The sequence below is a fragment of the Alphaproteobacteria bacterium HT1-32 genome, assembly GCA_009649675.1.
Taxonomy (GTDB): Bacteria; Pseudomonadota; Alphaproteobacteria; order Rhodospirillales; family HT1-32; genus HT1-32.
In genome coordinates this window covers 676,450-690,894 of record WJPL01000001.1, presented here as the reverse complement: position 1 = coordinate 690,894, position 14,445 = coordinate 676,450, and the positions used below count along the sequence as shown (strand labels likewise).

General features: G+C 59.9%; 14 protein-coding genes. 10 read left to right on the top strand and 4 right to left on the bottom strand.

The genetic code is table 11. The annotated features are described in order from the left end of the window. The first annotated feature begins 2 nt into the window (after positions 1-2). Positions 3-1,325 carry a flagellar biosynthesis protein FlgA gene (locus tag GH722_03265; GenBank protein ID MRG70775.1) on the top strand — a complete coding sequence of 441 codons (1,323 nt, stop codon included), beginning with the start codon at positions 3-5 and terminating at the stop codon, positions 1,323-1,325. A gap of 3 nt (positions 1,326-1,328) precedes the next feature. Further along, complete coding sequence (locus tag GH722_03260) at positions 1,329-3,011, top strand: amidohydrolase family protein (GenBank protein ID MRG70774.1); 1,683 nt, start codon at positions 1,329-1,331, stop codon at positions 3,009-3,011. Positions 3,012-3,187: 176 nt separating this feature from the next. Here the strand turns inward: GH722_03260 and GH722_03255 are convergent, their stop codons facing one another. The 3 genes from GH722_03255 to GH722_03245 form a co-directional block, all read right to left on the bottom strand. Beyond that, positions 3,188-3,634, bottom strand: a complete 447-nt coding sequence (locus tag GH722_03255; GenBank protein MRG70773.1) for a GNAT family N-acetyltransferase — start codon at positions 3,632-3,634, stop codon at positions 3,188-3,190. Positions 3,635-3,787: 153 nt separating this feature from the next. Continuing rightward, positions 3,788-5,218: a HAMP domain-containing protein gene (locus GH722_03250; GenBank protein ID MRG70772.1), complete on the bottom strand. Its 1,431-nt coding sequence runs from the start codon at positions 5,216-5,218 to the stop codon at positions 3,788-3,790. Continuing rightward, entirely contained in the window at positions 5,215-5,934 is a 720-nt protein-coding gene (locus GH722_03245; protein ID MRG70771.1) for a response regulator, read from the bottom strand. Before GH722_03245 ends, GH722_03250 begins: the two co-directional genes overlap by 4 nt. Before the next feature lie 301 nt (positions 5,935-6,235). On the opposite strand from GH722_03245, the gene GH722_03240 reads away from it, so the two are divergent. Both GH722_03240 and GH722_03235 read left to right on the top strand, forming a co-directional pair. Further along, positions 6,236-6,760, top strand: a complete 525-nt coding sequence (locus tag GH722_03240; GenBank protein ID MRG70770.1) for a hypothetical protein — start codon at positions 6,236-6,238, stop codon at positions 6,758-6,760. A gap of 85 nt (positions 6,761-6,845) precedes the next feature. After that, entirely contained in the window at positions 6,846-7,430 is a 585-nt protein-coding gene (locus tag GH722_03235) for a carboxymuconolactone decarboxylase family protein (GenBank protein MRG70769.1), read from the top strand. A 7-nt stretch (positions 7,431-7,437) separates the two neighbouring features. Here the strand turns inward: GH722_03235 and GH722_03230 are convergent, their stop codons facing one another. Next, a complete protein-coding gene (locus tag GH722_03230) occupies positions 7,438-8,964 on the bottom strand; it encodes a VWA domain-containing protein (protein ID MRG70768.1) in 1,527 nt (508 codons plus the stop codon). Between the two features lie 207 nt (positions 8,965-9,171). Here GH722_03230 and GH722_03225 point away from each other — a divergent pair, with 207 nt between their 5' ends. The 6 genes from GH722_03225 (at position 9,172) to GH722_03200 (ending at position 14,317) form a co-directional block, all read left to right on the top strand. Further along, on the top strand, positions 9,172-9,432 hold the full coding sequence (locus tag GH722_03225) for a Flp family type IVb pilin (GenBank protein ID MRG70767.1): 261 nt from the start codon (positions 9,172-9,174) through the stop codon (positions 9,430-9,432). Between the two features lie 99 nt (positions 9,433-9,531). After that, positions 9,532-10,026 carry a pilus assembly protein CpaA gene (locus tag GH722_03220; GenBank protein MRG70766.1) on the top strand — a complete coding sequence of 165 codons (495 nt, stop codon included), beginning with the start codon at positions 9,532-9,534 and terminating at the stop codon, positions 10,024-10,026. A 17-nt stretch (positions 10,027-10,043) separates the two neighbouring features. After that, positions 10,044-10,988: a Flp pilus assembly protein CpaB gene (cpaB, locus tag GH722_03215; protein MRG70765.1), complete on the top strand. Its 945-nt coding sequence runs from the start codon at positions 10,044-10,046 to the stop codon at positions 10,986-10,988. Next, a complete protein-coding gene (locus tag GH722_03210) occupies positions 10,985-12,367 on the top strand; it encodes a type II and III secretion system protein family protein (protein ID MRG70764.1) in 1,383 nt (460 codons plus the stop codon). Before cpaB ends, GH722_03210 begins: the two co-directional genes overlap by 4 nt. An 18-nt stretch (positions 12,368-12,385) precedes the next feature. Next, positions 12,386-13,078 (top strand): hypothetical protein, encoded by a 693-nt coding sequence (locus tag GH722_03205; GenBank protein ID MRG70763.1) that lies wholly within the window; start codon positions 12,386-12,388, stop codon positions 13,076-13,078. A gap of 12 nt (positions 13,079-13,090) precedes the next feature. Then, positions 13,091-14,317, top strand: coding sequence for an AAA family ATPase (locus GH722_03200; GenBank protein MRG70762.1), 1,227 nt, complete (start codon positions 13,091-13,093; stop codon positions 14,315-14,317). The last annotated feature ends 128 nt before the right edge of the window (positions 14,318-14,445 follow it).

Here is a 14,445-nt window from a genome sequence, read left to right as displayed (position 1 = left end):
AGATGAATCTCCACACACATGCGCTGCGTCTTGCCGCAGCGGGAAAGCCGGTTCGTGTCGGCCTGATCGGGGCCGGTAAATTCGGCTCGATGTTTCTGTCACAGGTGCCGACGACGCCGGGCCTGATTGTCACGACCATTGCGGATCTCGACCCGGATCGGGCGCGGGCGGCCTGCGCGAATGTCGGCTGGGACCAGCATCGCATTGCCGCCACCCGGTTCATCGACAGTGGCGAGGCACTTTGTGCGCGGGCTGATGTGGACGTGGTGATTGAAGCCACGGGCCATCCGGGTGCCGGTATCCGGCATGCGCTGTCGGCATTCCAGAACGGCAAGCATATCGTCATGGTCAATGTCGAGGCTGACGTGCTGGCCGGTGCCGCACTGGCCCGCCGGGCTGATGAAGCCGGGGTGGTCTATACCATGGCTTATGGTGACCAGCCGGCACTGGTGTCCGAACAGGTTGAATGGGCACGGGCCAGCGGATTCAAGGTGGTTTGTGCAGGCAAGGGAACAAAGTATCTGCCGGAATATCACCATGTGACGCCGGAAGGTGTCTGGGGTCATTACGGCCTGACACCGGAAGAAGCGAAGGCCGCGGGGATGAACCCGCAGATGTTCAATTCCTTCCTCGATGGCACCAAGTCCGCCATTGAAATGGCGGCGATCGCCAATGGCTGTGACCTCACCGTGCCGGTTGATGGCCTGGCCTTCCCGCCCTGCGGTGTGGATGACCTGCCGCAACTGCTGCGTCCGAAATCGGAAGGCGGTATCCTTGAAGGCTCCGGTATGGTCGAGGTGGTTTCGTCGCTGGAACGCGATGGCCGTCCGGTGTTCCGTGATCTGCGCTGGGGTGTCTATGTCGTGTTTGAGGCCCCGAACGATTATGCCGCCGCCTGTTTCCGTCAGTACGGCATGACGACCGATTCAACCGGGCGCTTTGCCGCGATGTACAAACCCTATCATCTGATCGGTCTTGAACTCGGTATCTCGGTTCTGTCCGCCGCCATTCATGGCGAGCCGACCGGCCGCAACCGTGGTTTCCGGGGGGATGCGGTTGCCACGGCAAAGCGTGACCTGAAGGCCGGTGAGATGCTGGATGGCGAAGGGGGCTTTACCGTCTGGGGCAAGCTGATGCCGGCGGATGCCAGCCTGAAAGTTGGCGGTCTGCCGATCGGTCTGGCACATAATCTGCGCCTGAAAAATGACGTGGCCATGGACCGTCCGGTGACATTTGCAGATGTCGAGATTGACGAGACGACGGAGCCGGTCCGTATTCGGCGCGAAGCCGAGCAGCTGGGTGCCCTCGCGATGGCGGCGGAATAATCCATGGCTGATCTGCTGATACGGGGTGCCACGCTTTATAACGGCACCGGCGGGCCTGCCTTCACAAGCGATGTGGCGGTGGAGAATGGCCGCATCATTGCCGTCGGTCAGAATCTGAAGAACGAAGCTGTGGAGGTGGTGGAAGCCGATGGTCTGGCCCTGATGCCGGGAATTATCGACAGCCATACCCATTACGATGCGCAGATCACCTGGGATCCTTATCTCAATCCGTCCCCGGCGCTGGGGGTGACCACCTGCATTATCGGCAATTGCGGGTTCACCATCGCGCCCAGTCGCCCGGAAGACCGTGATCTCTGCATGCGCAACCTGACGCAGGTCGAGGGCATGAGCATCGAGGCACTTCGCAGTGGTATCGACTGGTCATTCCAGACATTTCCGGAATATCTCGACCGGATTGAAGACCGGGGGGTGACCCCTAATGTTGCGGCCTTTATTGGCCATTCCAGTCTGCGCACCTGGGCCATGGGTGCAGATGCCACGGAACGTGCGGCAAATGAAGACGAGATCGGCGTGATGGCCGGTATCGTTCGCGAAGCCATGAAGGCGGGGGCGGTTGGTTTCGCCACCTCGACAGCCCCCCAGCATAATGGTGATGCGGGCAAGCCGATGCCGTCCCGCCTCGCCGACGACAGGGAACTGATGGCGCTGGCCAAGGCCATGGGAGCAGACGGTAAGGGTGTCTTCATGCTGACCCGTGGCGGTCAGACCACGATCCCCTGGCTGGAACAGATGTCAGTGGAAAGCGGTCGCCCGGTAATGATTGCGGCCCTGCTGCACAGCCCGAACAAGCCGACCGCGACCTTCGAGGCGCTGGATGAAATTGCCGCCGCGCAGGACCGTGGTGTGCCGCTCTATGGTCAGGTCTCCTGCTGTCCGCTGACTTTCGAGTTCACCTTCAAATCGGCCTACCCGTTTGAGAGCATCACCGCCTGGAAACCAGCAATGACCGCCCCGAAGGATCAGGTCGCTTCAATTCTTGCGGACCCGTCGTTCCGGCAATCGGTGCGCGATGAACTGAAAACCGTCAACCCGATCCGCCTGTTCAATGGGGACTGGGACAAGGTCGGAATCATTCAGACCGGCAAGCCGGAGAATGCACATCTGGAACATGCGACGATTGCCGCCCGCGCCGCCGAAGCGGGTGTTGACCCGCTGGACTGGATGCTGGACCTGTCGCTGTCGGAAAATCTGGAAACCCTGTTCTATGCCCATGTGCTGAACTCTGATGAAGAGGCCGTGGGACGCATGATGCGTCATCCCCATGCCTCCATTGCGCTGTCGGATGCTGGGGCACATCTGTCGTTCTTCTGTGATGCCGGATATGGCCTGCATCTGCTGGGTCACTGGTCACGCGACCTCGGTGCCCTGCCGATTGAAACAGCGGTCTGGCAACTGACCGGGCGTCCGGCAGATATCTATGGCATTCAGGGCCGTGGCTATCTGAAACCCGGCATTGCGGCTGATCTGTTGCTGTTTGATCCGGCGACGGTGGGGCGTGGCAAAAGCTACCGCCTGTTCGACCTGCCAGCCGGTGCACCACGCCTGAATACCGACGCTCTTGGCCTGCAGGGCGTCTGGGTCAACGGGGTGAAGGTTGCCGGTTCAGACGGCCCGGTCCCCGGTTGCGGCACCCCCGGCCAGCTGTTGCGCGACTTCGCGGGATGAGGGCAGGGGGAGACCCCGGCGGGTATCAGACTCGGCCGCTCCAGTTTACGGTTCTCTCATCCTGAACTCGTTTCAGGATCCCCCGCAGATGCATGATGGTGTTGAGAGAGGTCCTGAATCAAGTTCAGGACGAGGGGAGAGAGGGATGGGTTATTTGCGTCTCCCCGGACCCGGTCCTATTCATCGATCTTAATCTGATAGCGGACCCAGTCATCGGCAGGGCGGAAGCTGTCATAGAGGTGGCGGGCGGTGGTGTTGTCATGTTCGGTGAACCAGTACAGACGGGACCAGCCGCGGGATTTCGACAGCGCAAGCAGGTCGTTCATCAGTGCCTTGCCGGTGCCCCGTCCGCGGGCGGCCTGATCGATATACAGGTCTTCCAGATAACAGATCGGACTGGCGACCGAGGTGCCGTCATGCAGGACGCAATTGGCAAAGCCGATGACGGTGCCCCCGTCATCTTCGGCGACACGGCAGAACAGGCTGCTGTCCGGGTCCAGAATACGCCGCCAGGTTGCGCTGGTGATATCATCAGATTGCTCAAGCCCGATGAAGTCGAGATAGCCGGACAGTAATTGCCGCCAGCTGTTTTCATCTTCCGCGCGGGCGTCTCTGATTTTCATGGCATCCTCTGTGGCTGAACTGAAGTTGGTGATAGTCTGGCGTTCTGCTGGCGGAAATCCAGAGCCAGCTATGAACAGAGGATCAGACCAATGTCTTTTTCAGGAATGAATTATCTGGCCGTGACTGGTCTGTTCGGTGTCTGAAACGCATTTCTAGGACGGATTGGTTGCAGGCAGGGTGATCCTTGCCCGAAGACCACCGGCCTCACGATTGGTCAGGGTTACGTCGCCGCCATGTGAACGGGCGATGGTCCGTGCGATGGTCAGGCCAAGACCGGTGCCGCCACTGTCCTTGTTGCGGGCATCGTCCAGCCGCTCGAAGGCATCGAACACGCGGGCAAGGTCGGCCTCGGGAATGCCCGGCCCGTTATCGTCGATTGTGATTTCGATATGGTCGCCTGCATCAGAAACATCGACAATGGCCTGTCCGCCATAGTTGACCGCGTTCTGGATCAGATTCCGGATGGCGCGACCAAGGGCGACCGGGCGACATCGGGTTGTTATACGCGTTTCCCCGACAAAGCTGACGGCGGTGTTGATCCCTTCCATGTCGTCAATCAGGCTCTCAACCAGTGCGGTGATGTCGGTTTGCCGCGCAGCCTCGCCGTCGGAGGCATCGCGGGCAAAGTTCAGGGCTGATTCCGCCATCTGGTGCATGTCGTTGAGCTGACGCTGCATGCGGTCACGCAGGTCGTCATCTTCAATGAATTCGGTTTGCAGCTTCAGCGATGTGATGGGGGTGCGCAGGTCATGCCCCAGTGCTGCCAGCATGCGGGTGCGGTCGGTCATCATGCGGTGCAGCCGGTCCTGCATCTGGTTGAAGGCGCGGATGGTCTCCCGCAGGTCGGCGGGACCGGCCTCGGCAATCGGGCTGACCGTCTCGCCCCGCCCCATCCGGTCGGCGGCACCGGACAGATGTTCAAGCGGTCGCGTGACCCGGCGTACCGCAAGGATGACGACCAGCGCCAGGACACTGCCGGTTATCAGGAAAGACAGCAGGATCGGAAAGCCGATTCTGCCGACATGTTGGCGGTGATTGAGACCGGCATTCAGCCATCTGCCGTCACGCAGCCCGATGGAGAGGACAAGGTCCGGCCGGAACCTGTCACCTTCTCGGAAGCGTTTGCGGTCATCGTCGTCGTCATCATCTTTGCCGGACCTGATTTCGCGGGGCAGTCTTGCAGACCGCAGCAGGCGGTCCTTGTCGCCAAACCGGATATCGCGGTTCTGGCCGATCCGCTGTTTCAGTGACCTTATGCGTTCGTCAACATCATGCCAGTCCCGGTCGGAATCCATGATGCCTTCCTGCAGGACCGGGGTGCGGGTGACCCAGAAGGTCAGGAAGTTCGAGGAGGTGGCGGCGGTCAGTTGCCGGCCAAGCGACGGCGGCGCGTTTTCGATGATACGGACGGTGACCGCCAGCCGGTCAAGCAGGCGGGCGCTTTCAAATTCGCGCAGGGATTCGCGCCGGTCCAGCGTGATGGCAATCAGAACGATGATCTGTGACAGCACGAAACCGGCAATCACCAGGGCAATCATTTGGCTGGCCATCCGCTTTGGCCAGAAGGGCGTCAGCCATTTCATTCCCGTTCAACTCCGGCGGTGAACATGTAACCGCCACCCCAGACTGTGGTGATCAGTTCTGGTGCTTTCGGATCGCGTTCCAGTTTCCGCCGCAGCCGGCTGACCCGGTTGTCGATGCTGCGGTCAAAGGGCTGGGCACTTCGGCCGCTGGCCAGATCAAGCAGCTGGTCGCGGGACAGCACGCGGCGGGGATGGTCGAGGAACACAGCCAGCAGACGATATTCCGCCGTGCCGAGTGGAATGCTGACATCCTGCTCATCAATCAGTTCGCGTTGCAGGGGCTTCAGGCGCCAGCGGTCAAAACGGATGAGGTCGGCATCTTCAAGTGACGGCGTGTCATTGCGGTTATCGCTGCGGCGGAGCACGGCCTTGATCCGGGCAACCAGTTCCCGTGGTTCGAAGGGTTTGTTCACATAATCATCAGCGCCCAGTTCCAGACCCAGAATGCGGTCAGCACTTTCCGTGACTGCGGTCAGCATAATGACGGGAATTTCGCTGTTCTGGCGGAGATCACGAAGCAGGCTCAGTCCGTCCTCACCGGGCATCATGACATCAAGGACGACCAGATCGATGGCTGCCGCCTCCATGGCCTTGCGGGCGCGGGCAGCGTTTTCAGCCAGTGTCGTACGATAGCCGTGACGTTGCAGATAGCGCGCCAGCGGCTCGCGAATGTCACGATGGTCGTCGACGATCAGTATATGCGGTTCGCTGCTCATCTGTTTTTCCTGCAGGGCATGTCTTTCTATAACGCCATTGCCGGGGGGGCCGCCAATCGGATGATGTAACAAAATGTATCACATCATTCCGGCTCTGAATCTCCGCCGGGCCTGTCGGATGCAACGGACTGCAGGGGAATGTGCCTGTTGTCTTGCTGGCCTGATCGTTCCTGCGGGGTCTCCGGCGGTCACGATGACACAGTTTGCGACAGTTTACCGCCGGTGATGACAAACTTTCAGGACATCTTCCGGGCATTGTCTGTCTTGTCGAAAGACATAACCCAACGAAGGAAAACAGATAATGCGAGACCATAACATGAAGAAGCACTCGAAAGTCGTTCTTGGCGTCACCTCCTTTGCACTGGGCGTCGGAATTCTCGGCTATGCCCTCACGGCGCAGGCCAGCGGCGGCCGCGGCATGGGCGGTTCGATGCATGCGATGAAGATGTTCGATCGCTTTGACACAAACAAGGATGGCAAGGTGACCAGCGCTGAAGTCGATGCGCTGATTGACGCACAGATTGCCGGTGTCGATGGCGACAAGTCGAACAGCCTCACCAAAGAAGAGTTCACACAGTTGCTGGCGGTGCTGATGGAAGAGCGCATCAATCGTCGTTTTGCGAAACTGGATGACAACAAGGACGGGGTCATCTCGGCGGACGAACTGAAAAAGCCGGCACAGCGTATGGTCAGCTGGCTGGATGATGATGGTGATAATGCGGTTTCCCAGAAGGAAGCCCGTGACGGCATGCCGCATCACCGTCGGGGTCATCATGATCGCCATGACCGGGATCACGATGATGATGACGACCAGAAGAAAAACTGATCTGCAGAACGGCGACCGGGTTGTGGCCCGGTCGCCATCGTTGCAAAGTCCCGTCTGGAACCCGTGACAGGACGAGGATTGGACGATGTCGAGAATTTTGCCACCGCTTCCCGAAGAAATGAGCGCGGAGCAGCGCGCCATGTATGACGACATCGTCAATGGTCCCAGAAGCCAGGGACGGCGCAGCCCGTTCATTGATGACGAAGGCCGTCTTCAGGGGCCGTTCGGTATGTGGAACGTGGCGCCGAATGTCGGTGATGCGGTTCAGAATGTCGGGGTGGCCGTACGTTACAATACGTCACTGAATGACCGCCTGCGGGAAATCGGTATTCTGGCTGTCGGTGCGGCTTTTCAGGCGAATTACGAATGGTATGCCCATGCGCCGCTGGCCGTCAAAGCCGGTGTGGCGGAGGCGCAGCTGGCGACCCTTAAAGCCGGAGACATGCCGGACGGTCTGGGCGAGGATGAACAGCTTGCTGTGCAGCTGGCCCGCGAACTGGTGTTCGACCGGACGGCATCCGAGGCCACAATGACGGCTGTGATCGCCTGCCTTGGCGAGCCGGCAACCGTCGAGCTGGTGGTTCTGATCGGCTATTACTCGCTGCTCTGCATGACCCTGAACGCCTTTGATGTGGAAGTCCCGGCAGGCGCAGAAAAGCCTTTCGGCTGACCGGGGCTTATTTCGACAGCCGCAGTTCGGACAGATTGTTGGCGACCTCCCGGAACACATCACGCAGTGCATCCGCATCCGGGGCGTATTGATAGAATGGAGATTCCGGTTCTGTTGCAACAGACTGCATCAGGGTCTGAAGGGCGGTGCCGTTATTGGCGAACTGAATGGTGTAAATCTGGACGCCGCTGGCCTTGATGTTGGCGGCAAGTGCCAGCAGGCGGGGATTCATGCCGCTGCCGGCACCTGACCCGGTTCCGAATACCGCCTTGTAGCCGTCGCCATTTCCCCCGAAATTTTCACCATCGGTCAGCAGTATGATGGCCTGCTGGCGGGGGAATTGCGGGGCGACCTCTGCTTCATCGAAGGGAGCGCCGGGTCTCAGGACCCGCCAGGCCCAGCCCAGTCCCTGCGGAATATTGGTATTTCCGGTCGGGCTGGTCAGATCCCCGACGGCATCCAGAATGGTCTGTTTGACATTGTTCAGTGGCGTGATGCCCCGGTTCAGGCAGGGGGTGCATTCACCCCCGTTCACGCTGAGACTACAGGTGCCACCGCTCACCGGCTCGCCCTCCGGTCCGACCGGCTCCCAGCCCTGCCAGTCGCCGGTTGGCGATGAATGTTCATACAGGTGAATGTCTGCATCATCGTCGGCAATGCCGTTGTCCAGGTAGCGGTTGAACACACATCCCCGCCAGTTCGAGGGCGGAGCCGACAGCAGGGGGACCGGGCTGTTGTTGGCATAATAAAGTTCGGACTGGACGGTGCCGGTCAGCGGGTTGACGAAATCAGGCACGCTGACGCTGGTGGTCAGGGCGCTGTTGTAGCTGGTTCCCTCACGCCGGACATTGACCTTTGCATTCCATGGAACCAGACCGATTTTCAGGAGGTCTTTTGTCGCGTTGTCGCCATAGAGAATGTTGATCATCTCGGTCGCGGCATTGCGGGCTGCCTGAATGCGGGATTGCCCGCCACCAGCGGAGGAGGTCATCGAACCGGACATGTCGATGGCCATCACCACCTCGATGATCTGGGTGCGGCGCTTGACCTCTGCCGTCGCCGAGACTGTCAGTGTATCGATATTGAACAGATGCATGAACCGGGTGGGGATGGTTGCACGGGCTTCAAGCAGCAGCAGTTCATCATCATTGACGGCGCGGATCAGCGGTCCGACGACCGTGGAATCCATATAGCCGGGCGGGAAATTGACATCAAAATACATGTTGATGTCGGCGTCCCGTGTATCTGAGAAAAAGACCCGCCCCCCCGCCAGTCCGGCAGCGTCGAGGGCATGGGACAGGCGGGACTTCACCATGTAGCCACGGGATGCATCAACGGCGAGACCGACAAACCCGAACAGTGGAATCGTCGCAAAGCCGAGAAACAATGCTGTCGCTCCGCGAGTACAGAACAGCGTACTGCGAAGTGTCGAGATGACAGTCCGAAGGGTTTCTAAGACCGCGACAGAAAGCCTGTGCGCTTCGTAACATGCTGTAAAAAATGAAATAATCAGGCGTTTCAGCTTTTTCATCATGGCTGATTTAGCTGCCTGTTTCAGTATCTGTTCAAGAAAAATATATCTATAAAATTTTAATTAAAATAATAAATAAGTTAATCGTAAAACTAATTATAAAACTAAATACATTTCTATAGTTAACTATTAGTTATTTTTTATTTGACGCGTATTTTGTTTGTCCACATGCTTACATTGTCAATTGAGCTGCATTTTGGAGGTAAACAGATGCTCACGTTTCTCAGAAAGTTTCGCAAAGATGATTCCGGCGCCACCGCTATTGAATATGGCCTGATCGCCGCACTGGTTTCCGTTGCTGCCATCACGGCCCTCGGCCTGATGGGGACATCGCTCGACAACATGTTCACGACGGTGTCGACCGAACTGACCAATGCAACCAACTCGGCCAGCAGTGGCGGCACGACAGGTGGTACGACCGGTGGTGACACGGGTGGTACGACCGGCGGCACCACTGGCGGCGGTTCATAACAGTGAGATAACTGCCGGTGGTGGCTCGGTTGAACGGGTGGCGGCAGAAAGCTGCCCCCGTTTCAACCGGCGGTGCCGGTTTCAGGGAGGGTCCCCGATATGCCTGAATTCATTACCCGAGAACTGCTTGTTCTGATCTTTGCGGTCCTGCTGGTCATTGCAGCTGTCTGGGATACCCTTTCCTACAGAATTCCGAATTTTCTCAGCGTCAGCCTGCTGGTGCTTTTTCCCGTTTATGCCTGGATCAGCCCGATTTCGGTTCACTGGTCGCTGCTGATCAGTTTCGGCGCTTTTGTACTCTGCGCTTTTTGTTTCATTCAGGGCTGGATGGGCGGAGGGGATGTAAAACTGCTCACGGTTGTAGCCCTGTGGGCCGGGCCGGATGAGGTTATGGCAACCTTCTTCGTGACGGGTCTTGCCGGCGGGGTGCTTGCGCTGATGATGAAAACCCCGGTCCGCGGCATGTTTGGTCTGGCGGCGGGTTCACCCTCTGAAACCCTATCATCTCCAGCCGGAATTGTTCTGCCCTACGGGATTGCGATTGCCTGCGGGGGGCTGTTTCTCGCCTGGCGCCTGACCGGCGCGGCATTTTGAGCGCGGGGAGCTGACCAATGACACTGCGCACCCTGCTTTTCGCTATTCTCGCCATTGTTCTGGCCGGTGGGGCTGCCTGGACGGCCCGGAACTGGATCGATACCCAGCGGGCTGCATTGCAGTCACAGGTCAACAAGGCGCCGGAACCGGAGCCGGCGAAGGTTTTTGTCATGGTTGCCCGGCAATCCCTGCCACGCGGGGCATTCTTTCGTCCGCCGGCCGTTCGCTGGCAGGCCTGGCCGGATGATGCGGTGCCCGACAGCTACATCCTGAAAGATAATGTCGCCCCGGAAGATCTGGTTGGTGCCGTGCTGCGGGAAGCGGTTGATGCCGGCCAGCCGGTTACCCGCGGACGCCTGGTTTTCCCCGGCGATACGGGCTTTCTGGCGGCGGTTCTGAGACCCGGTTACCGGGCGGTAACGATCGCCGTCAGCGATGTCTCCGGCGTGGCCGGGTTCGTCTTTCCGGGCGATCAGGTGGATATCATTCTGGCACAGGCCATCAAGATGAGTAAGGAGGTCACCCGGAGGGCGACGATCACCGCGCTGGAGGATGTCCGGGTGCTGGCCATTGATCAGGCGATTGATGACCGGTCAGGTGCAGCAGCAACCGGCAAGACGGTGACACTGGAAGTCAATCCGAAAACCGCAGAGGCGGTTGCGCTGTTGCCGGATATGGGGCGACTGTCGCTGTCACTTCGCAGTCTGGCTGCCGATCCGGTTGCAGAGGCCATCCCCGATATCACCGCGCCGGGTTCGGCAGATGACAACTATCAGCTGGCCGCCGACCGGAAGACGAAAACGCCCGCACTCAACCCCTGGGATCTGAAATCGCATACCTGGGATGTCGAGGTCTCGCCTCTCCTGATTCGCCCGGCGTCGAAAAAATCACAGACGCGGAGTGTCACGGTCATGCGTGGTGGCAATGCCGAAGTGAAGCAGTTCGGCGGAGCCTCACAATGACCGCCAGATATATTATAGCGGCTTTTCTGACGGCGGCGTTCCTGACCGGACTGACCGTTGCGATGGACCCGGCATTTGGTGCCAGTGTTGTTGCTCCGGAAGGAGAGCCGCTGCTGATTGAAGTCCATAAGGGCAAGCTGGTTCGGCTGCCGGCCCCGGCATCCACCGTATTTGTTGCCGATCCTGAAATTGCCGATGTGCAGATCAAGTCACCGACCCTGCTTTATGTCTTTGCCAGGCGGGCCGGAGAGACCAGCCTGTTCGCAGTCGACAGTCGCGACCGGGTGCTGGCGGGATTGCCGATCACGGTAACCCACAATGTTGCGCGGCTGCGGCGGGCGATCTTCGATCTGTCACCGCAATCGGATGTCAGTGTCGATTCCCTGAATGGCAATCTGGTGCTGTCCGGCAAGGTTGCCTCGGCGCTGGAGGCGGAAAACCTGCGTGGTCTTGCCAGCAGCTTTGTCGGCGACCCGGCGCAGATCATCAACCGCATGTCCATTGATGCCGCGACGCAGGTCAACCTTCGGGTGCGGGTCGCCGAGATGAGCCGGGATGTCACCAAGACTTTCGGAATCAACTGGGATGCGATTTACAGCGCCGGTGCCTTTTCGTTCGGCCTGGCGACCGGCAACCCGGTTTTTGCTGCGGGATCCTTCCTCAGCCGAACGCCCAGCCAGTCGACGAATTTCAATACTTTCGGCCGTTTCTCGAAAGGTAATCTGGATCTGAATATTCTGCTGGATGCGATGGATACGGAAGGTCTGATTTCGATCCTGGCTGAACCGAACCTGACAGCGAAATCTGGTGAACCGGCAAGCTTTCTGGCCGGGGGCGAGTTTCCGATTCTGGTGCCGGAAAGCAATGGCCGGGTTTCCGTGACGTTCAAGCAGTTCGGGGTTTCGCTGGGGTTCACTCCGACCATTCTGGGTGACCGGATCAGCCTGAAGGTCCGGCCCGAGGTCAGCCAGCTTTCCAATGCCGGTGCGATTCAGTTCAACGGCTTTTCCGTACCCGCCCTGACGACCCGCCGGGCAGAAACGACGGTGGATGTTGCCTCCGGGCAGAGCTTCGCCATCGCCGGGCTGTTGCAGAACAATATCAATGATTCCGTCTCGCAGTTTCCGGGGCTGGGTGAGGTGCCGGTGCTGGGCGCGCTGTTCCGGTCTGACCAGTTCAGCCGCGAGGAGACGGAACTGGTGATTATCGTCACCCCTTATCTGGTGAAACCGGTCTCGTCCCCGGCCGGGGTGGCCAGTCCGCTGGACGGATATGCGGCCCCGCGGGACCGCGACCGGCTGATCGACGGGGCTGCCCATGATGTGCGGATCACGGCACCGACGCTGGCTTCACCCGCCGGATTTAAACTTACGGACTGACAGAAGGGAGAAGCCCCGATGTGTGCGCTCAACAATCCACGCCGGATATTCTTTGAGGAACCGAAAAGATTTCCGAACTCTGTCGCGTTCACTTTGACCCTGTTGCTGACGCTGGGGGCCTGTCGCACGGCGGATACGCCGCCCGCACCGACAACATCGCTGAAACAGCTGCAGGTCGTCACATCGGAAATGCGCCATCACGTTGTCTTTGATCCGGGCAGCACATTGCCGGAGACCATGGCGCGGCGGCATCTGGATGACTTTCTGTCCGGGCGACGCAGTGACGAACGTTTTGCATTGCTGGTGCCCGACGACATCACGGGTCAGCGTCGGGGGGCATCTGTGACCGCCATATTGCGGGCGCATGGTGTGCCGAAAAACCGGATTGCGGTCTATCATGCGGCCCGGCAGGACATGCGGGAAACCCCGGAAGGGGACGGCATCGTTACTGTCGTCGCCCGGCGCTATATGGTGAATGCCCCGGCCTGTCCCGACTGGTCAATGTCCACCGGACGCAATGAGGACAACCGGCCAACCAGCAATTTCGGCTGCGCGACGGCGCTTAATCTGGGCGCCATGATCGCCGACCCTGCTGATCTGGCAGGTGGACGGGCGCTGTCTCCGGATGATGGTGCCGGTGCGGTCCGGTCTGTGCAGGTCTGGCGGACGGGAAAGGTTCCTGTCGCAGCTGATCCGACAAAAGATGACTGAGGGCACCCCGTCATGAATGCTCCATCCCCCGCCAGCGTTGCCTCTGCCGGACCTGCTGACCGGTATCTGATTGCCAATGCCACCAGCGACGAAACCACGGTGCTGCTGAACCGGGAGTTTGAGCGTCGTGGCTGGCCGGCCCGTGCCCTGCCCGGTGACTGGCGCGGATTGCTGATGTCTGTCCCGGACCAGACAGCAAGCCTGCTGCTGATTGCCGACCTCTGTGATGTTGAAAACCCCGCGCAGGCTTTTGACGAGATCGCTGCGGGCTGTCCCGATGGCGCGTCGGTGATCGTCATCGGGGACCGCAACGATGCCCGTCTCTGCCGGTCCCTGCTGGCAGCGGGCGCGGATGATTATCTGGTTGCCCCGGTACGCGAAGAAGACCTGACGGATGCGATTGAGTCGGTGCTGGCGATGGATAGCAATCTGGTCGCCCGGGCACGGCCCGACAAACCGTCAGACCGCGCCCGTATCATTGCGGTGACGGGGGCTCGCGGCGGCGTCGGGGCAACCACGGTCGCGGTCAACCTGGCCTGGCTGCTGGCCCATGAACAGTCGCGGCGGGTAGCGATTGTGGATCTGGACCTTGGTTATGGTACCGTGGCCCTGTCGCTTGATCTGGAAGCCGGTCGCGGGCTGGAAGAGGCGCTGGCAAACCCCGAACGGATTGACGGGCTGTTTCTGGACCGTGCGATGGTGAAATCGTCTGACCGGCTGGCGGTGCTGGGGGGTGGCGAGACGGATACAGCGGATATTTATGACGCAACCGGTCTGCGGGCGCTGCTGGAACAACTGTCCGGTCAGGTCGATGACATCATCATTGATCTGCCGCGACAGGGGCGGGTCTTGCGGGATGCGGGCCTTGCCGTGGCTGACCGCAGCCTGATCGTCAGCGACCTGACGATTGCCGGATTGCGCGACAGTGTGCGGCTGATCCGGATGGCCGCAGACCGGGGAGCCGGATCGGTTGATGTGGTCGTTAACCGGCAGGGTGCCCGGCGCCGGGGCGAGATGCCGCTGAAAACCTTCGTGAAGGGGATCGGTCGCGAACCGGTTGCCTGTCTGGCTGAGGATGTCCGTATTGCCGAAGCAGGGATGGCGGGTGCCCCGATTGCCCGGCAATCCGGTGGCCGGAAATCGCTGCTGCGGTTTCGTCACCTGATCACGGCCCTTTCACCCGTGGCGGCACCGGTGAGCAGGGGGCTGTTCGGTCTGGGTCGGGTGAAACCGGCATGATCGGACAACGCGCCCGCCAGCGTCCCCGGCGTCTGACCGTCATATCGCCGCCACCACCCGCGATTGCCGGAGAAGGTGAAGCGCGAAAGATGACCGAACAGACCGCAGTTCGCGAGGCGCATGATTCT

Coding starts and splice junctions, on each gene's coding strand:
- GH722_03265 (MRG70775.1), top strand. CDS start 3: ATGAATCTCCACACACATGCGCTGCGTCTTGCCGCAGCGGGAAAGCCG.
- GH722_03260 (MRG70774.1), top strand. CDS start 1,329: ATGGCTGATCTGCTGATACGGGGTGCCACGCTTTATAACGGCACCGGC.
- GH722_03255 (MRG70773.1), bottom strand. CDS start 3,634: ATGAAAATCAGAGACGCCCGCGCGGAAGATGAAAACAGCTGGCGGCAA.
- GH722_03250 (MRG70772.1), bottom strand. CDS start 5,218: ATGAAATGGCTGACGCCCTTCTGGCCAAAGCGGATGGCCAGCCAAATG.
- GH722_03245 (MRG70771.1), bottom strand. CDS start 5,934: ATGAGCAGCGAACCGCATATACTGATCGTCGACGACCATCGTGACATT.
- GH722_03240 (MRG70770.1), top strand. CDS start 6,236: ATGCGAGACCATAACATGAAGAAGCACTCGAAAGTCGTTCTTGGCGTC.
- GH722_03235 (MRG70769.1), top strand. CDS start 6,846: ATGTCGAGAATTTTGCCACCGCTTCCCGAAGAAATGAGCGCGGAGCAG.
- GH722_03230 (MRG70768.1), bottom strand. CDS start 8,964: ATGATGAAAAAGCTGAAACGCCTGATTATTTCATTTTTTACAGCATGT.
- GH722_03225 (MRG70767.1), top strand. CDS start 9,172: ATGCTCACGTTTCTCAGAAAGTTTCGCAAAGATGATTCCGGCGCCACC.
- GH722_03220 (MRG70766.1), top strand. CDS start 9,532: ATGCCTGAATTCATTACCCGAGAACTGCTTGTTCTGATCTTTGCGGTC.
- cpaB (MRG70765.1), top strand. CDS start 10,044: ATGACACTGCGCACCCTGCTTTTCGCTATTCTCGCCATTGTTCTGGCC.
- GH722_03210 (MRG70764.1), top strand. CDS start 10,985: ATGACCGCCAGATATATTATAGCGGCTTTTCTGACGGCGGCGTTCCTG.
- GH722_03205 (MRG70763.1), top strand. CDS start 12,386: ATGTGTGCGCTCAACAATCCACGCCGGATATTCTTTGAGGAACCGAAA.
- GH722_03200 (MRG70762.1), top strand. CDS start 13,091: ATGAATGCTCCATCCCCCGCCAGCGTTGCCTCTGCCGGACCTGCTGAC.